This is a genomic window from Peptoclostridium sp., assembly GCF_009881055.1.
GTDB lineage: Bacteria > Bacillota > Clostridia > Peptostreptococcales > Peptostreptococcaceae > Peptoclostridium_A.
In genome coordinates this window covers 85,771-102,529 of record NZ_WXFG01000032.1, presented here as the reverse complement: position 1 = coordinate 102,529, position 16,759 = coordinate 85,771, and the positions used below count along the sequence as shown (strand labels likewise).

The window sequence follows — 16,759 nt, the reverse complement described above, 5'->3', positions numbered from 1 at the left end:
CTATAGTTTTTTGTCAAACAGCCCTCCGCTGCCGTGCATGAAGTTGATAATGTCTGCTTTCGCATTTTCGAGTATGTTGAATATTTTCTTCAAAAGTCCGGAATCCGGGTCAAACACTATATCGGCAGACATGCTGCCGCTAATCAAGGACTCCTTTAGCAGCCTTTCTTCTATTACAAATCTTGAATCCTCAAATTTTATTCCCAGGTTTCCAATGTGCCTGTAGGCTGCGGCAAGCGTGACCACTTTCTTAAAGCCGTATCCGCCTGCAAACGAGTCCATGACCTTTATGGATTTTATAGCATTGTTAATACTGGCAACGGCCTCAACTATCTTCTCGTACACATCGTCGCATTCGTTTGAACTTCTCTTAATCTGGTTTTTGAGGTTGTATTCGTTTACAGAAAACTCCGCCATGCTCTCTTTTGCCTTTTTCAGATGTTCATAGAATGAATCGCTTTCAAATATGTAGTTATGGCTCGAATAAGCCGTTTCATTCCTGATTTTCTCAACGCGTCTGATTGCATCTACATCCCTTACCCCGCTGTTTACCGTCTTCCTCTCCACATCGAATATCTTTATCCTGTCGCCGCTCACTCCTGAAATCCTGCCCATGCCGCACCCCCACTCTGAAATAGTAGCATGCTTTATATATAAGTACCATTTTTAGTGCACAATAATCCCGATTGCAATTTTTGTAATCCAAATGATAAAATATAAATAGACACATATGAATTTGACTGGAGGAATATCATGACAGATTCTGTTTTCCAGAGAACAGAAATGCTAATAGGCAGTGACAATTTGAACAAACTCAGAAATTCCAGCGTGCTTGTGCTTGGCATAGGGGGCGTAGGCGGATTTGCTGCAGAAGCTCTTGCAAGAGCTGGCGTAGGCCATCTTACACTCGTCGACAAGGATTCCGTTGACATTACAAACATAAACAGGCAGATAATTGCGCTTCAAAGCACGGTAGGAAAAAACAAGGTGGATGTTATGAAGCAAAGGATATATGACATAAATCCGTCAACCCGCGTTGATGCATTAGCAGCAAAATACGACAGCGAAACTTCAGAGACCATACTAAGTGGCAGCTATGACTATGTTGTGGATGCTATTGACATGGTTTCCTCAAAGCTGGACCTGATTGAAAAATGCTATTTCAGCGGCATCAACATAATAAGCTCCATGGGCATGGGCAACAAGCTGGACCCTACAAAGATAAGCGTATGCGACATCTACAAGACTTCTATGTGCCCACTTGCGAGGGTCATGAGAAAGGAGCTCAAGGCCAGGGGGGTCAAAAATCTTGAGGTTGTCTACTCCACCGAAAAGCCTCAGGAGGTGCCTGCCTTCATACCTGAAGGCTCCAAGAAGCCCGCTCCCGGAAGCATATCGTTTGTCCCTTCCGCAGCAGGCCTTGTAATGGCTTCTGTAGTTGTAAACAACATTATGAATAAATAGAATGGCTGCTTCGGCCATTCTATTTTTTTGCTCGAAATGTTCGTTTATTCGAAAAGTTCGTTCATTAACTTCTCAGCCTTCTCTTTTCTGTTTTTCGTATCATCCTCGTCTATAGACACAATTTCGCCGTCGATTATAAGCACGTCGCCTTCCAGTGCATGCTCGGGCAGCAGCTTCCTTTGTATTTCGACAACACTCCTGTCTTCGAGCTCCACAACTGCAACATCGCCTTCAAACCTGTCAATTACTCCTCTTGTCATCTAATTCCCCTCCTTATAATAGTTGTAGGTGCCCGGTTTTTTGTCTGTCCATATTTTTTTGCCGTCACAGTAGAACACTATGCTCCCTTGCTCATCTGTCCGATAGAGCAGAATAGACTGTTCCTTCAACAGCTCCAACGTTTCCTTGTGTGGGTGCCCATAGCTGTTGTTTTGTTTTGAAGATATTACTGCTACGTCGGGCGAAACCGACTTTATAAAGTCTTCGCTAGTGGACGTCGAGCTGCCATGATGGCCAAGCTTTATAAGGTCACTGTCTATTTTTTCCGCGGCGCCCATTATTTCAAGCTCGTTTTGAACCACGGCGTCTCCCATAAACAGGAAGCTTTTGTCTGCATATTCGAGTCTCACAACTGCTGACCAGAGATTGTTGTCATCTGAATACGAGCTTCTTGGATTTAAAAATCTGCCCTTGACATCGTTGCCTATGCTGATTAATACTCCCGCCTTGGCCTCCTTAATACTGAGGCCTTTTCGTTTGGCGGCACTAAGCACATCCATAAATGTATTTGTAGTGTGCGACTTTCTCGGCATGTAAAACTCGGCTGTTTCAAAGCTGTCTATAACGGTGTCCAGGCCGCCTATGTGGTCGGAGTCCGGATGTGTTCCTACCAGTATGTCTATGCTCTTTATTCCATGTCTTCTCAAATAGCTCACAACTGTGTCTCCCGCCGAATTGTCGCCCGCATCTATGAGCATTGTTTTCCCATCCGGAGATACTATCAGCGTCGCGTCTCCCTGCCCGACATCTATAAAATGTACCTGCATCAGACCTTCATTTTCCTGCGGGGAACACGAGGACAACATTGCCGCAGCCGCTATGACAATTAGAATAAATTTAAATCTATGTATTAATAAAAATCTCATTTTGCATCCCCTTTTATCATTTCTTATTTTTGCAATTATTTGATGGCATTCTGCCGCTAAGTCCATTATATCCAATTTCCCCCATGCTTTAACACTGTTTCTGGCTTTATCCGCACGGCTGCGCCTTAAATCATCAAAACAATATAAATTGTATGGGTACGGATTCTATTGAATGAGAGCAGCCGCATATGTATAATTATCATGTAATAGAACATAATTTATCATTCTAATTTATAAATCGAGGTGGAATCATAATGAATATGAATGTAAGACAAATTACACTACTCGGACTCATGACTGCCGCAGTCTGCATTGGAACCATGGCCATAGTAATTCCAATACCTGCTACAAACGGATATATAAACATAGGTGACAGCGTAGTCTTCCTTACTTCAATACTGTTTGGTCCTCTTGCCGGAATGGTTGCCGGAGGAGTCGGCTCTGCTCTTGCGGATCTCTTGAGCGGATATGCTCACTGGGCTCCTTTCACTCTTCTTATAAAAGGACTCGAAGGACTGCTCGTTGGACTTCTGATGAAGGGCGGCCTTTCAAAACTTAGAATGGGTGTTTCCACATTTGCAGGAGCATGTCTTATGGTCACAGGATACCTGCTTGCAGGTGCAGTTCTTGAAGGCAGCATACTAGTATCGCTAAGGTCAGTGCCTGCCAATATAGTCCAGGGTGTTGCCAGCATGCTGATAGCCGTTCCGGTTTCAATAGCAATATCCAAGACATCATATGTCAGAAAAAATAATCTTATGAAAAACTAACTCTTCAATAATACAACAATATACCCTCCGGATATCCGCCTCTCGCAGGCGGATATTCTTTTATTGTCCTTTATTCGAATGCTGATGTAAAATATCATTATTACAACATCTAATGGTTCAAGGAAATATCTGCTGCTAAGGAGGCAACAACATGAAGGTTCTAGGCCTTATAACGGAATATAATCCTTTTCACAACGGACACGCATACCATCTGGAGGCTTCAAAAAAAGAGACCGGTGCTACGCATACTGTCGCAGTCATGAGCGGTCATTTTCTTCAAAGAGGAGAGCCCGCCATATTCGACAAGTGGACAAGAGCCAAGATGGCTGTCATGGCAGGTGTTGACCTTGTGCTTGAGCTTCCTGCCGCCTACTCGTCACAGAGCGCGGAGCTTTTTGCTTTCGGCTCAGTACTCACACTTGATTCCATCAGGGTTGTCGACAGCATTTGCTTTGGGAGCGAATCAGGCGACATTACCAGGCTAAGTGCCATAGCCAAAATACTCGAAAATGAGCCCGCCAAATTCCAGGCGCTCCTTAAAGAACAGCTCGATTCCGGACTGACATTTCCAAGGGCCAGGCAAGCAGCTCTTGGCCTTTTCATTGACGGCGCCTCCAGCTCATACGGCCTTTCCTCCCGTGATGCTCTAGCCGTTCTCAAAAGTCCAAACAACATACTGTCGATAGAATATTTGAAGAACCTTTTGCGCCTTGGAAGCGATATAGCACCCGCCACAGTGCGTCGAATCGCCGCCGACTATAACAGCACTCAGATTTCCGGCAGCATATGTAGCGCCACGGCAATAAGAGAATGCCTCAGACAGGGAGCCTCTCTCGAATCAATATCCTCCGTTGTGCCGCCTGCCTCGTATGCTCTCATGTGCTCGGCGGTGGCTGCCGGGCTTACGCCGGTAACTGAAGATTCTCTTCTTGATATTCTCTCGTACGCTGTCATATCAAAATCGGACAGGCTATCCCGATTTTGGGAAGTAAGGGAGGGCATGGACAACAAGATAAGAGCCGAAATAAGGCGCGCTTCATCCTATGAGGAACTGCTCGCAAATCTCAAGTCTAAACGCTATACGATGACAGCTATCAAGAGGATGCTTATGAATATAGTTCTTGGAATCGAGAAAGAGGATGTCGAGGCATTTAGGAGCCTTGATTCGATTCCGTATATTAGAATACTCGCTTTTAACGACAATGGCGCTAAGCTCCTGAAGCAAATAAAGCAGAGCTCGGATGTTGCCATAATCAACAAAATGCCGCAGCTCGATTCAATCAGCGATGACATTATGCGCAGAATGCTCCGGTATGACATTGATTCCACGGACATATTCAACATAGTCTATTATGCAGGGTGCAAAACCATGCTCAGAGGCTCCATGGACTACATGATCTCGCCTGCGTATATTACAAAAAAAAACAGGGAATCCTAATCTTATGATTAGTGTCCCTGTTTTTTTGTATTACATTGATTTTTAGGTATGCGTATGTAATTATTCCTTTGCGATTCTTCCCAGTTCTACTCTATTTTGAGACACAGTACTGATCAGCTTTTCCAGATTGTCCTGTACGCCTTTTAGCAAATCATCTGCATATTCATTGGCGCCAAGTCTGATGTCTTTTGACAGCTTCTGGGCCTCGAGTATCATTTCATCCGCATGCTTCTTGGCCTCTTTTATTATTTCACTGGCCTCAACTTTTTCCTGAACATAAGATTTTGCATTTTCAATTATCGAATCCGCCTCATGCTGCGCCTCCAGGAGCAGCCTTTGCCTTTCCCTGTTTATCCATTCGGCTTGCTTGATTTCGTCAGGCAGCTGAATCCTGACCTCCTTTATAATCTCAAGCGCTTCCTTCTTATCCAGAAGTACCTTGCCTCCAAATGGTATAGATGAACTTTCGTCTATCAGATCTTCAAGTTCCTCCAGCAGCTTTAGAACCTCCATATCTTAAACATCCCCTTTTAGCTTTTTGTTTAATTCGGTTAAAACAATATCAGGAACAAACTCGCTTATGTCTCCATTTAGGCTTGCAACCTCTTTTACAAGACTCGAACTCAGGAATGAATATTGAGTGCTCGTCGTAAGGAATATGGTTTCAACCTCCTGGTTAAGCTGCCTATTCATCTGAGCCATCTGAAGCTCATACTCAAAATCAGATATTGCCCTCAATCCCCTTATGATTGCATTTACTTTCCTGTCCTTGCAGTAATCAACAAGCAGCCCAGAAAACATGTCCACTTCAACATTCGGTATGTCTCTTGCTATCTGCTTTAGCATGTCTACTCGTTCATCTATAGAAAACATGCTTTTTTTGCTCTGGTTTTTCAGTACAGCCACAATAAGTCTGTCAAACAGCTTTGAACCCCTCATTATTATATCTAGATGCCCCTTTGTTATAGGGTCGAAACTTCCGGGATATACTGCTATTTTGCCCATTCTACTCCTCCAGTTCAAAAAATGAAACTGCTGTGCCTCCGTATTGTCTTGTCTTGAACATTGCAAGGCTTCCATATCTATCTAGAATAGCATCATCCTTATCATGCTCTACAACTACAACAGCTTCGCTTGAAAGTATTCCGCTGCTGATAATTTCATCAATTATCCTTGGAACTATATCCTTGCTGTAAGGCGGGTCAAGAAATACAACATCGAATTTCTCTCCCCTTAACCTGGAAACTGCCGCGACTGCTTCTAGCATATATATGTCGGCTTTATCGGTAAGTCTCGTCTTTTCGAGATTCTCTTTGACAACTTTGATACTTGCAGCATTCTTGTCTACAAATACACACTTTGATGCTCCCCTTGAAAGAGCCTCTATTCCCAGTGCTCCGCTTCCTGCAAACAGGTCTAGTACACTGCTTCCGCGTATTTCAATGTCTGAATTCAGTATGTTGAAAACGGATTCCTTCACCCTGTCAAGAGTCGGTCTCGTGCTTAAGCCTTCAACCGATTTTAGTTTTGTACCTCTTGCCGTACCTGAAATAACTCTCATGCCTTTGCTCCTTATATTTTAACATATATTGCTTACAAATTAACATGATTATTGCCCAATAATAGTCCTTTGTATATTATATCCAAAATTCGATTAATTGAATTGAAACTTTATTACTATTTTTTACGCCATTCAGTTATTCAACTGCTTCGGCTTCATAATCCGCCTCAAGAGAAGCCTTCAGTTTTGCATTTTTCTCTTCACTGAGTTCAGGGTCAGACTCAAACAATTCCTTTGCACACGCTCTGGCTGATTCTAGAATTTTAACATGTTTGCTTATATCCGCAAGTCTGAATCTGAAATGGCCATGCTGCCTTAGACCCGCAATTTCGCCCGGTCCCCTCAGCTGCAGGTCTTTTTCGGCTATTTCAAAGCCCGAATCGCTGCTTACGAGCACATTCAGGCGCTCACTCCGGCTTATTTCTCCACGCTGTATGAGCATGCAGTATGAATTGTGTTCGCCTCTGCCCACTCGGCCTCTAAGCTGATGCAGCTGCGATAGGCCAAACTGCTCGGCGCCTTCTATTATTATGACGCTTGCATTCTTGACATCTATGCCCACTTCTATCACTGTTGTGGCAACGAGCACATCCACGGCTCCGCTTTCGAAATCAGTCATTATGGCCTGTTTTTGCTCCTGTGGCAGCCTTCCGTGAAGAAGGGAGACTTTCTTCCCCTTGAAAATCCCCGATTTGAGCTCTTCGAATACCTGTAGCGCCGAAATGGCACTGCCCTTTTCATCTGTAGCTTCTATGAGGGGGCATACTACATAAGCCTGCCTTCCTGCCTCTAGTTGCTCCAGTGCAAATGTATATGCCTTTTTTCTGTCAGTATTTTTGAAAACTCTGGTTTCTATTGATTTTCGCCCCTTGGGCAACTCATCGATTATGCTTATGTCCATGTCTGCATATGCAGCTAGTGCCAGGCTTCTTGGTATTGGCGTTGCAGACATGGATATGAAGTGAGGGCTTTCGCCTTTTTCGGAGAGCGTAAGCCTTTGACGCACGCCGAATCTGTGCTGCTCGTCTGCAACAGCAAGCCCAAGCTTCTTAAGCTTGACTCCAGGCTGAATTAGCGCATGTGTGCCAACTAGAATGTCAACCTTCCCGCTTTCAAGCTCCTCGTATATGTTCACCTTTTCAGCAGGGCTTGTACTGCCAGTTAGCAGCCTTATTTTCATATCTTCATGGACTAGCATCTTTTTCAAGGAGCTGTAATGCTGCCTTGCAAGTACCTCCGTTGGCGCCATCATAATACTTTGGAATCCGTTAAGCACGCAGTTTGCCATGGCCATGCCCGCCACGACTGTTTTTCCCGAACCCACGTCCCCCTGTATAAGTCTGTTCATGACATTGCACCCCTGCATGTCTTTAAATATTTCATCCAACGTCCTCTCCTGCGCATGCGTAAGTCCAAACGGCAGCCTTTCGATTATTCCGTATATCGCAGGCGACACTGCCAACTTTACGGCATTTTTGCTCATTAGCCTGCTGCCATTGTACATAGCCCTGCAGACCGTCAAAAATAGCTCTTCAAATATCAGTCTGTAGAGAGCTATCTTTAGAGCTTCTCTGCTGCTTGGAGCATGTATATTCTCGATTGCATATCCTATGCTGCAAAGCTTTTGCCTCATCATTATGTCTTTAGGGATTGAATCCTCAATGTTGTCAAGTTCACCCTGCTCTTTAATGTCGCCCAGAGCCGTGTTGGCAATTTTTCCGATTTCATTGCTGCTGAGCCCTTCGGATGATGGATATACCGGAACTATCCTGCCGAGCGCGGACTTTTTTTCATTTGAAAATTCAAGCACAGAGCCCTCGATTTCGGTGAATTTTCCCGTTTTTTTCACAGTTCCATAGGCCCGGATTTCTTGCCCTGTCTTGTAGATTTTTGTCAGGTGATCTCTGTTGAAGAAAATCAAAGCGGCTAGGGCTCCATTGTCATCTACATCAATCCTTGTTATGCTCAAATTTTTCCTGAGCCTCCTGTTTTCAACCCCAGCAATTCTGCCCTTTATGCAGGCCTTCTCTCCGGCTTTGAGCTGCGGAACATGTGTAAAGCAGCTCCTGTCTTCATACGCCCTTGGAAAATAATACAGCAAGTCGTATATTGTTGATATTCCCATACTATTCAACTTCTTTAATTTTTGAGGTCCCACACCGTTTACCGCTTGCACGCTGTCAGATAGCTTCAATCGAATACACCTCGGCTAATTCTTCTTAGGCAATAATTATAACACGAAAAATCACAAGAGCCTACATCAGCGCTCCATCAATTTGCCTGTCACTTTTTTTACCTCTTCCTGATATCGCTGCATATCTGGCTTGCCCACTCTTCTAGCTGATCACCTTTATAATAATCCATTATGTCGTAAAGTTCCGGGTCGTAGTCCCTAAGGAGTTCTACGGCCTTGGAAGGTTCAATGCCTGCATCTGCGGCGCATATCCTTTTGAAAACCTTGTTAGCCCTGTGATTGTATGCTTGCACATCCGGCACGCTTGAACCTTTGTGGCCTACAGCTTCTCCAAAGACCTCTAGAGCCCGCATCGCCTGGATTCTTACTTCGGCTATGGCGTCTGATTCTGCAAGCCTCGACAGCACATCCCGTGATCTCTTGCAATTCCATTTTCTAAGCTCGTCAACTGCGAGTATTCTCACACGCCAGCTGCTCCTGTCTCTTGCCATGTTTTCCAACTCATCAATGTTTGGAGGAGTTGCCCTAATCGTTTCATATCTGCTCACAGTGCACCTCCTGTAGTTTTTTAATAATTATTCCCTAAAAGCCAGAGGCTATTCATTTTTTCGCTATTCAAGTCTGCCCACTGCAGATATTATCATATCAATGAGCCTTTCCCGGTCCAAATCAAGCACAACTCTCGCATTCGGCTGCTTGCCGAGCCTTCCCTCCATGTCGGCCACGGTCTGACCATCAGTATGAATACCTTTAGTCTCTACGTCGACATGACATTCCAGTGATGTGAACATTTCTGGAGCTATGGCATAAGCCACTGCGCATGCGTCATGTATGGGTGCCCCGGCAATCGAGGTCTTCCCGTAGTAGAATTCCGAATACTTTTTCAGTATTTGGCAAGCTATTTTTGCGCTCCTATTCCCCATATCCCCTATGCGCCTAATATCGTCGGCGTATACTAGCGCTTTTCTGGTCACATCCAACCCGCACATAACGATAGGAATGCCTGAAGAGAATACTATTTCCGCCGCCTCAGGATCCGTTTTTATATTGAACTCCGCAACGGGTGTTACATTGCCTCCCCGGCAGGCTCCGCCCATCATTATTATGCTGTCTACAGAAGCCTTCAATTCCGGATACATGCTCACAAATAGAGCTATGTTAGTTAGAGGCCCTATAGGCACTAGCGTTACTTTTTCCCTACTGGACCTTACTATATCAGCAATTACTTCAACGGCATGACTCTCACTTGGCTTTATTGTAGTTTCTTCGAGCTCTACTCCGTCAAGCCCGCTTTCTCCGTGAACACTGCCGGCGGTGCTAAGCTCTCTCATAAGGGGCCTATTTGCGCCTCGCGCAACTATGGCCGACACCCCAATGCCGCTTAGAAGCCTCAACGCATTTCTGTGCACCTTTTCCTGTGTCTGATTGCCCGCACATGTAGTCACAGCCTCAACCTCAAGCTCGCCGCTTCCAAAAGCGAGCATCAGGGCTATGGCATCATCATAGCCGGGATCGCAGTCGATTATAACCTTTTTTCTTCATCTGGTCCTCCTAATATGTATAGCCTGAATAATGAAAAAGAGCCCAGAAGGCTCTTTTTAAATTTAGCTGAAATCTATTCAGCGGACATTATATAGTAGTAGACCGGCTGGCCTCCATAATAAATTTCCACTTCGGCATTCGGAAATCTTTTTTGAGCAGTCTGTTTAAGTTCATTTGCAGTTTCTTCACTCAGGTCTTCTCCGTAGAATATGCTCACAATCTCATCGTTCTCTGTCACTATGGATTCGAGCACCTCCATTGCCACGCTGTTTATGTCATCTCCTGCGCTCCTGAGCTCTCCTTGGGATATCCCTATGATGTCGCCTTCCTTTATCGCGCGCCCACCGATAGATGTGTCTCTGACCGAAAAAGTGACATCGCCCACCCTGACTCTTTCTATGGCGCTGTTCATATGTTCCTCGTTTTTCCGAGCTTCCTCGTCCGGATTAATGGCAATTATGGCAGCAATTGCCTGCGGAATGTTTTTAGTAGGCACCACTGTTACATTCTTCCGGCTCAGCTCCTTGGCTTGATTCGCGGCCATTATTATGTTTTTGTTGTTTGGAAATACTATTATCGATTCCGCTTCTACCTTGTCTATTGCTTCAATAAAATCGTTAGTGCTGGGATTCATTGTCTGGCCGCCCTCGATAATTAAGTCTGCTCCGATATCCTTGAAAATAGAGGCTATACCTTCACCTGCTGCCACCGCAATTATTCCATACCTTTTAGACTCCTGTTTTTCTTCTGCCTGCTCGCCCAGCAGCCTGTTTTCGTGCTGCAGCTTCATGTTCTCTATCTTTATGCTGATGAGGTCGCCGTAGTCAAGAGCCCTTTGAATCACGTATCCCGGCTCATTCGTGTGTATATGTATCTTTATGAGGTCTTCATCCCCTACGGACATTATGCTGTCTCCCTTGTCCTCTATGAGCCTTAGCATTCCCTCGCTGTCTATCTTGTCAGTTTTGAGTATGAACTCAGTGCAGTATGTGAATTTGATTTCCTCCTGCACGCCGTGGAGCTCCACCATTGCCTCTTCGCCCTCTTCTTCCTTGTGCTTCTCAATGGGAGTGCCCGACAAGGCCTTATACATCCCCTCGAATATGAGCACCAGGCCCTTTCCGCCTGCATCTACAACGTTTGCTTCCTTTAGTGTTGCCAGCAGATTCGGCGTATTATCAAGTGAACTCTGGGCCTTCTGTACAATATTACCAAAGAACTCCAGCATGGTAGTCTTTGTCTTGAGCAGCTCCAGAGACCATTCTCCCGTCTCTCTGGAAACCGTCAGCATTGTGCCTTCAACAGGCTTTATAACTGCCTTATATGCCATCTGGGTAGCCTGGTTTAGCGCCTGTGCAAAGTCGAATATGCCAAGATTCTCCTTGCCCTCAATTGAATTGGCAAACCCCCGCAGAAGCTGCGAAAGTATAACACCCGAGTTGCCTCTTGCCCCCATTAAAGAGCCTTTCGATACAGCTCTTGCAATTTCGCTTATTGTCAACGAATCCGCTGAAAGCAGTTCTTCTACAGCAGCATTCATAGTAAGCGACATGTTGGTTCCGGTATCTCCATCCGGCACCGGAAATACGTTTAGCCTGTCAACGAGCTCCTTGTGATTTTCGAGGTTGTTGGCTCCGGATATTATCATTTCAGAAAGCTGTTTTGCATCCACTAATTCTTGGCTCAACTTGACTACCTCCAGCTTATTTTCCAACCCTTATTCCCTGGACCTTCACATCTATTCTTGTGACATACAGGCCCGTCTGATTTTCAACTGAATATTTGACTCTGTCCATTATGTTGTGGGCCACCTCAGATATCTTTGTCCCGTACTGTATTATCACATAAAGCTCTATGGCAAGACTGTCCTCTGTCAATTCTACCGTGACTCCCTTGCTCATGTTTTCAAACTTCAAAAGCTCTACGATGCCGTTTTTTACAGACTTTGACGCAAGCCCTACAAGTCCGTAGCACTCCACTGCCGCCCTGCCCGCTATTTTTGCCACTACCTCCGGCTCTATGTATATACTTCCGTATTTGTTTTCGATTTTCCCAGCCATGTACAATCCCTCCCTTGGATTCCTATATATCTCATATTCTATATTATGGATGGCCTTTGTTCAATACATTTATATTTATATTGCAAAAAGTGGCCTAATGTGATAATATATTTATGTTTCAAGCGGCAATTAATGAAGTAAAAGGGGGTGTTTTTACGTGGCAAGGGTATGCGAAGTTTGCGGAAAAGGAAGAGTTTCAGGTAATCAGGTAAGTCACTCTAACCGTCATAATAAAAGAAGCTGGATGCCAAACCTTAGAAGCGTAAAGGCTGTTGTGAACGGTTCTCCAAGTAAAATAAGAGTATGTTCTAGATGTCTTCGTTCTGGAAAAGTTGAAAGACCTATGTAATTATTATATTTGGATAAAAGAAAAGAGTCTAACGACTCTTTTTTTTAATTCCAAATCAGTCTTTTGATTTTATGACAAGAAGGTAACCCTCCCTCAGGCTCACTCTGCAGCTTCTTCCCGTCATCACATTCGAAACGCCTATTGATCTTCCAAAGTCTATGTCATAGTTATCAAGAGGATATTCAAGCCCCTCAAGCGTCACTCCCTTGGCATCTCCCGCAAGCGGGATTACAGATACCAGATCGCCCTTTTCTCCTGAAAGCTCGATTTCTCTGTCTATGAGAAATACCTCGTTGCTCTCATTTACAAGTCTGGGCTTTATACCACTTTTAAATATGAGATACATAAGTCCTATATTGGCAAGCGAATGGTCTATACGGCTGCCTGTAGCTCCGTACAGCACTATCTCGGTTGCACCTTTTGACTTGGCATGCTCCACGCAAAGCTCCGTATCGGTGAAATCCTTTCGAGAAGGAAAACCTTCGAATGCAACTCCCCTGTCTTCAAAAAAAACTCTGGCGTCGCTGCTTATTGAATCCATATCGCCCATTATGACATCCGGAACTATTCCGGCAGCGTAGGCAAAGTTCGAGGCTCCGTCTGCACTTATTATGTAATCGCAGCCATACAGCTGCATTTTGTAAAATTCCCTGTCTACAAGTGTCCCGTTTACTAGTATTCCTGCCTTCATGATATCCTATGTTCCCTTCTTAAAGCTGGCTGTTTTTTCTGAACTCGGCAACAGTAGCCGCAATATCTTCGCTGTTGAATATGGCCGAGCCTGCAACTATTATGTTTGCCCCTGCTTCTACAACCATCCTTACGTTAGAAGGCTTTATGCCTCCGTCCACTTGTATGTCAAGCTCGAGTGACATCTCTCTTGCCATATCCCTGACCTGGCTTATTTTTGGCAGTACGCTTTCTATGAATGACTGTCCGCCAAAGCCGGGATTGACGCTCATAAGCAGCACCATATCGATATCCCCTATGACATGCTTTATGGTGTCCACAGGCGTCGCAGGGTTGAGCGCTATGCCAGCCTTTACCCCATGCGATTTGATATTCTGTATGGTCCTGTGAAGATGCCTGCAGGCTTCCTGGTGTACGACTATAATATCTGCCCCCGCCTTTGCAAAGTCAGCTACGTAGTTGTCAGGATTTTCAATCATCAGATGGACATCAAAAATCATGCCTATATCCTTTTTCTTAAGGCTCTCCACTATTAGCGGGCCTATCGTTATATTCGGCACAAAATGCCCATCCATTACATCTATGTGCAGATATTCACAGCCTGCCCTTTCAACTTTTCTAACGTCCTGCTCGAGATTTGCAAAGTCAGCCGACAGTATAGACGGTGCTAATTTTATCATTACTTGTACCTCCTGTTTGAGTCCCTTATTTCATTTATAAGCTGAATATAACTCTCGTATCTTATTTGTGATATTTCGCCGTTTTCAACAGCATCCTTGACCGCACAGCCAGGTTCACTTTCATGAATGCAGTCTGTGAAAAACCTGCATTCTTCTTCGTATTTTGTAAACTCTATGAAATACTCCTTAAGTTCCCTCTCCGCTATGTGGTTGACGGTAAGCGAGCTAAAGCCCGGCGTGTCAGCCACAGTCGTATGCTCATCAAGTCTTAGCAGCTCAGCGTGCCTGGTAGTGTGCTTGCCCCTGCCAAGTTTTTTGCTTATGTCTCCAGTCTTGAGCTGCAGATTTTTATCTATAGAGTTTAGTATGCTTGACTTACCAACACCAGAAGGGCCTGAAAACACTACAGTCCTGCCCTCTATTGCCTCCCTCAGCTCTCCAAGGCCCTCCCCAGTTAATGTGCTTATGGCAATTATCGGATAGCCGCATTTTTCGTATATCTCCTTCACTTGTTCAAATGCTTTGCCCTCATCCGCATCTACTTTGTTTATGCATATTATTATGTCTAGATTTTCCTTCTCGGCAAGCACTATAAATCTGTCCAGCAGGGAGAAGCTGGGGTCGGGATCCTTTGCCGCAAATACTATGACGGCCGTGTCTACATTCGCTATGCTTGGCCTTATGAGTTCGCTTTTGCGGTCGAATATCTTCTCTATGACTCCTTTTTTCGATTCCTCGTCAAGGACCTGGATTTCGACGTCATCCCCCACAAGCGGGGTTACCTTATCTTTTCTGAATATCCCCCTCGCCTTGCATTCGTAAAGTCCGTTTTCCGTATCGATGTAGTAAAAACCCCCGATCCCCTTCATTATCCTCCCTTTAAGCATATTTCCCTCCTCTTAGAATTTCACTTTCCCGTTGTAATATGATTCTCCGTCGACATAAATCTGATAGTCCTTGCTTGTTCCGCTTTTTCCCTCTATAGGCACGTTCAATACTCCGCCCAGATCCTTTGGATTAACAGTCTTGTCATATACAACTCCAGACGAATCCTTTACAGTCACTTTTATGCTGTCCCTGTCCTCCGGCAGCTTGATTGAAAGCTGCTTTTTTACAGTGGAATCTGCCTGGCTGCCATTTGAACCCTGAGACTGCGAATCGCCGGAGATCTTGTTGACTACAATACTAATCGTGCTGCCGCTCTCCACCTTTTCGCCTGCAGCAGGACTCTGTTTCATTATTATCCCGTCTTCCTTGTCTGGATCCTCAGTATAATCTATGCCGCTTATGGTTATGCCGCTAAGTTTTGCCCTTGCCTCGCTGATTGTATTTCCTATAAGGTTAGGTACGGTCACAATAACAGACTCCTTGCCCTTGCTTATGACAAAATTTATCTCGCTGCCTTCCTCGGCCTTTGCATACGGGCTTGGGCTTTGCGATATTATAGTTCCTTCAGGCTCTTCGCTGAATACAGGATCAACCATTCCTTCCTTGAAATTCTTTGACGCAAGCATACCGGCTATGGAATCTATGTTCTCCCCTGTAAAATCCGGAACTGATACAAGCTTTCCGCCCTTGCTGACTACTACAGTAACTTCATAGTTTTTCTTGACCTGCGTACCTTCTGCAGGATTCTGGCTGATAATATGATCCTTGCTGACGTCGCTGCTGTAGATCTCCTTTTCCACTACAAGCTTGAGCCCCATATCCTCCAGCGCCTTACGGGCATCCTCAACGCTCATATTCTCGATATTAATCATGCTCGTCTGCTTTGGCTTTACCAGATCCTTTATATAGAAGCCTCCTGCAGTGGCTCCAATCGATGCAATTAAAGCCAAAATAACAGCCAGCGTCGTCAGGAATTTTTTATGCTTTATTTTTGGTTTTTTGGTCATGGAGTTTTCTTCCTCTTTTACTTCTTTGATTTCAGCCGGTTTTTCAGCTTTCTTTGCTGATTGTATCTTGTCGAGCTCTGCGCCAAGATTTTCAAGCTTCTGGGTCTTGCAGGAATTGTAGTCTATGCCCGAAAAATCCGGACTGACATTCTTCTGTATGAGCTCTATGTCCTTTATAAGATCATCCGCGCGGGCATATCTTTCTGCCTGGTTCTTCTGCGTAAGCTTTAATACAAGCTTCTTGACGTCTTCCGACACCGGGCTGTCTTCAGGGAAGCAAATGTCTTCGCTTATATGCTGGAGTGCTATGTTCACAGGAGTATCGCCTTTGAAAGGCACTCTTCCAGAGAGCATTTCATAAAGCACTATTCCCAGCGAATAAAGATCAGATCTTGGGTCCACGAATCTGCCCTTGGCCTGCTCCGGCGAAAAATAATGCACAGAGCCTATTACGTTTCCTATGGCAGTAGTAGTTGAGCTGGTCACAGCCTTGGCTATGCCAAAATCGACAACCTTTACTATTCCTTCGTTGGTCACAAGTATATTGTGCGGTTTTATGTCTCTGTGTATTATGTTTTTTCTGTGTGCCATCGAGAGAGCCTTTGCTATCTGTTTTGTAATCTCAAGCGCTGACGCCTGATCAAGCGAGCCGTTTTCTTTTATTATATCCTTCAGTACTCGCCCTTCTACATACTCCATGACTATATAGTGTACGCCGCTGTCTTCCCCTACGTCGTATATGTTTACTATGTTCGGGTGCGCCAGACTTGCTGCAGACTGTGCTTCATTCTTGAACTTCTCAAGGAATTCCTCGTCATCCACAAACTCCTGCCTTAGCACTTTTACTGCAACTATTCTATTGAGCAGCCTGCATCTGGCCTTATATACATAAGCCATGCCGCCCTCTCCGACCTTTTCAAGTATTTCATATCTGTTTCCCAGAATTTTGCCTAACACAATACCACCAACTC

The 16,759-nt window shown here is 44.8% G+C and carries 19 protein-coding genes; 4 read left to right on the top strand and 15 right to left on the bottom strand.

Going from position 1 to position 16,759, the window contains the following annotated elements:
* Complete coding sequence (locus tag GT589_RS09350) at positions 1-615, bottom strand: hypothetical protein (protein WP_293398413.1); 615 nt, start codon at positions 613-615, stop codon at positions 1-3.
* Between the two features lie 138 nt (positions 616-753).
* Here GT589_RS09350 and GT589_RS09345 point away from each other — a divergent pair, with 138 nt between their 5' ends.
* Entirely contained in the window at positions 754-1,464 is a 711-nt protein-coding gene (locus tag GT589_RS09345; RefSeq protein ID WP_293398412.1) for a tRNA threonylcarbamoyladenosine dehydratase, read from the top strand.
* 44 nt (positions 1,465-1,508) lie between these two features.
* Here the strand turns inward: GT589_RS09345 and GT589_RS09340 are convergent, their stop codons facing one another.
* Positions 1,509-1,724 carry a DUF3006 domain-containing protein gene (locus GT589_RS09340; RefSeq protein ID WP_293398411.1) on the bottom strand — a complete coding sequence of 72 codons (216 nt, stop codon included), beginning with the start codon at positions 1,722-1,724 and terminating at the stop codon, positions 1,509-1,511.
* Entirely contained in the window at positions 1,725-2,510 is a 786-nt protein-coding gene (locus tag GT589_RS09335; RefSeq protein ID WP_293398410.1) for a ComEC/Rec2 family competence protein, read from the bottom strand.
* A gap of 353 nt (positions 2,511-2,863) precedes the next feature.
* On the opposite strand from GT589_RS09335, the gene GT589_RS09330 reads away from it, so the two are divergent.
* On the top strand, positions 2,864-3,379 hold the full coding sequence (locus GT589_RS09330; RefSeq protein ID WP_293398409.1) for an ECF transporter S component: 516 nt from the start codon (positions 2,864-2,866) through the stop codon (positions 3,377-3,379).
* Positions 3,380-3,530: 151 nt separating this feature from the next.
* Positions 3,531-4,817 carry a nucleotidyltransferase gene (locus tag GT589_RS09325; RefSeq protein ID WP_293398408.1) on the top strand — a complete coding sequence of 429 codons (1,287 nt, stop codon included), beginning with the start codon at positions 3,531-3,533 and terminating at the stop codon, positions 4,815-4,817.
* 60 nt (positions 4,818-4,877) lie between these two features.
* Here the strand turns inward: GT589_RS09325 and GT589_RS09320 are convergent, their stop codons facing one another.
* The 8 genes from GT589_RS09320 to GT589_RS09285 all read right to left on the bottom strand — a co-directional run bounded on the left by GT589_RS09320 (position 4,878) and on the right by GT589_RS09285 (position 12,174).
* Entirely contained in the window at positions 4,878-5,330 is a 453-nt protein-coding gene (locus GT589_RS09320; protein WP_293398407.1) for an ATPase, read from the bottom strand.
* A gap of 3 nt (positions 5,331-5,333) precedes the next feature.
* Positions 5,334-5,822: a pantetheine-phosphate adenylyltransferase gene (coaD, locus tag GT589_RS09315; protein ID WP_293398406.1), complete on the bottom strand. Its 489-nt coding sequence runs from the start codon at positions 5,820-5,822 to the stop codon at positions 5,334-5,336.
* A 1-nt stretch (position 5,823) separates the two neighbouring features.
* Complete coding sequence (gene rsmD, locus GT589_RS09310; protein ID WP_293398405.1) at positions 5,824-6,378, bottom strand: 16S rRNA (guanine(966)-N(2))-methyltransferase RsmD; 555 nt, start codon at positions 6,376-6,378, stop codon at positions 5,824-5,826.
* Positions 6,379-6,514: 136 nt separating this feature from the next.
* Positions 6,515-8,572, bottom strand: a complete 2,058-nt coding sequence (gene recG, locus GT589_RS09305; protein WP_293398404.1) for an ATP-dependent DNA helicase RecG — start codon at positions 8,570-8,572, stop codon at positions 6,515-6,517.
* 98 nt (positions 8,573-8,670) lie between these two features.
* Complete coding sequence (locus tag GT589_RS09300; protein ID WP_293398403.1) at positions 8,671-9,120, bottom strand: HEAT repeat domain-containing protein; 450 nt, start codon at positions 9,118-9,120, stop codon at positions 8,671-8,673.
* Between the two features lie 63 nt (positions 9,121-9,183).
* Positions 9,184-10,095 (bottom strand): nucleoside hydrolase, encoded by a 912-nt coding sequence (locus GT589_RS09295; protein WP_293398436.1) that lies wholly within the window; start codon positions 10,093-10,095, stop codon positions 9,184-9,186.
* Between the two features lie 92 nt (positions 10,096-10,187).
* Positions 10,188-11,801 (bottom strand): DAK2 domain-containing protein, encoded by a 1,614-nt coding sequence (locus GT589_RS09290; protein ID WP_330582899.1) that lies wholly within the window; start codon positions 11,799-11,801, stop codon positions 10,188-10,190.
* Between the two features lie 16 nt (positions 11,802-11,817).
* The gene (locus GT589_RS09285; RefSeq protein ID WP_293398402.1) at positions 11,818-12,174 is read right to left on the bottom strand and encodes an Asp23/Gls24 family envelope stress response protein; all 357 of its coding nucleotides are present in this window, start codon (positions 12,172-12,174) and stop codon (positions 11,818-11,820) included.
* Between the two features lie 157 nt (positions 12,175-12,331).
* On the opposite strand from GT589_RS09285, the gene rpmB reads away from it, so the two are divergent.
* Positions 12,332-12,523: a 50S ribosomal protein L28 gene (gene rpmB / locus GT589_RS09280; protein ID WP_293398401.1), complete on the top strand. Its 192-nt coding sequence runs from the start codon at positions 12,332-12,334 to the stop codon at positions 12,521-12,523.
* Positions 12,524-12,578: 55 nt separating this feature from the next.
* Here rpmB and GT589_RS09275 read toward each other — a convergent pair whose 3' ends face one another.
* The 4 genes from GT589_RS09275 to pknB are packed head-to-tail and all read right to left on the bottom strand — an operon-like array spanning position 12,579 to position 16,745.
* The gene (locus GT589_RS09275; RefSeq protein ID WP_293398400.1) at positions 12,579-13,214 is read right to left on the bottom strand and encodes a thiamine diphosphokinase; all 636 of its coding nucleotides are present in this window, start codon (positions 13,212-13,214) and stop codon (positions 12,579-12,581) included.
* Positions 13,215-13,233: 19 nt separating this feature from the next.
* A complete protein-coding gene (gene rpe / locus GT589_RS09270; RefSeq protein WP_293398399.1) occupies positions 13,234-13,893 on the bottom strand; it encodes a ribulose-phosphate 3-epimerase in 660 nt (219 codons plus the stop codon).
* Complete coding sequence (gene rsgA, locus GT589_RS09265; protein WP_293398398.1) at positions 13,893-14,780, bottom strand: ribosome small subunit-dependent GTPase A; 888 nt, start codon at positions 14,778-14,780, stop codon at positions 13,893-13,895. Before rsgA ends, rpe begins: the two co-directional genes overlap by 1 nt.
* A gap of 12 nt (positions 14,781-14,792) precedes the next feature.
* Positions 14,793-16,745, bottom strand: a complete 1,953-nt coding sequence (gene pknB, locus GT589_RS09260) for a Stk1 family PASTA domain-containing Ser/Thr kinase (protein ID WP_293398397.1) — start codon at positions 16,743-16,745, stop codon at positions 14,793-14,795.
* Positions 16,746-16,759: the final 14 nt, after the last annotated feature.

What these genes read in the sequence shown, in the direction of transcription:
- GT589_RS09350 (WP_293398413.1), bottom strand. Translation starts at nt 615, where the DNA reads ATGGGCAGGATTTCAGGAGTGAGCGGCGACAGGATAAAGATATTCGAT.
- GT589_RS09345 (WP_293398412.1), top strand. Translation starts at nt 754, where the DNA reads ATGACAGATTCTGTTTTCCAGAGAACAGAAATGCTAATAGGCAGTGAC.
- GT589_RS09340 (WP_293398411.1), bottom strand. Translation starts at nt 1,724, where the DNA reads ATGACAAGAGGAGTAATTGACAGGTTTGAAGGCGATGTTGCAGTTGTG.
- GT589_RS09335 (WP_293398410.1), bottom strand. Translation starts at nt 2,510, where the DNA reads ATGCAGGTACATTTTATAGATGTCGGGCAGGGAGACGCGACGCTGATA.
- GT589_RS09330 (WP_293398409.1), top strand. Translation starts at nt 2,864, where the DNA reads ATGAATATGAATGTAAGACAAATTACACTACTCGGACTCATGACTGCC.
- GT589_RS09325 (WP_293398408.1), top strand. Translation starts at nt 3,531, where the DNA reads ATGAAGGTTCTAGGCCTTATAACGGAATATAATCCTTTTCACAACGGA.
- GT589_RS09320 (WP_293398407.1), bottom strand. Translation starts at nt 5,330, where the DNA reads ATGGAGGTTCTAAAGCTGCTGGAGGAACTTGAAGATCTGATAGACGAA.
- coaD (WP_293398406.1), bottom strand. Translation starts at nt 5,822, where the DNA reads ATGGGCAAAATAGCAGTATATCCCGGAAGTTTCGACCCTATAACAAAG.
- rsmD (WP_293398405.1), bottom strand. Translation starts at nt 6,378, where the DNA reads ATGAGAGTTATTTCAGGTACGGCAAGAGGTACAAAACTAAAATCGGTT.
- GT589_RS09285 (WP_293398402.1), bottom strand. Translation starts at nt 12,174, where the DNA reads ATGGCTGGGAAAATCGAAAACAAATACGGAAGTATATACATAGAGCCG.
- GT589_RS09275 (WP_293398400.1), bottom strand. Translation starts at nt 13,214, where the DNA reads ATGAAGGCAGGAATACTAGTAAACGGGACACTTGTAGACAGGGAATTT.
- rpe (WP_293398399.1), bottom strand. Translation starts at nt 13,893, where the DNA reads ATGATAAAATTAGCACCGTCTATACTGTCGGCTGACTTTGCAAATCTC.
- rsgA (WP_293398398.1), bottom strand. Translation starts at nt 14,780, where the DNA reads ATGCTTAAAGGGAGGATAATGAAGGGGATCGGGGGTTTTTACTACATC.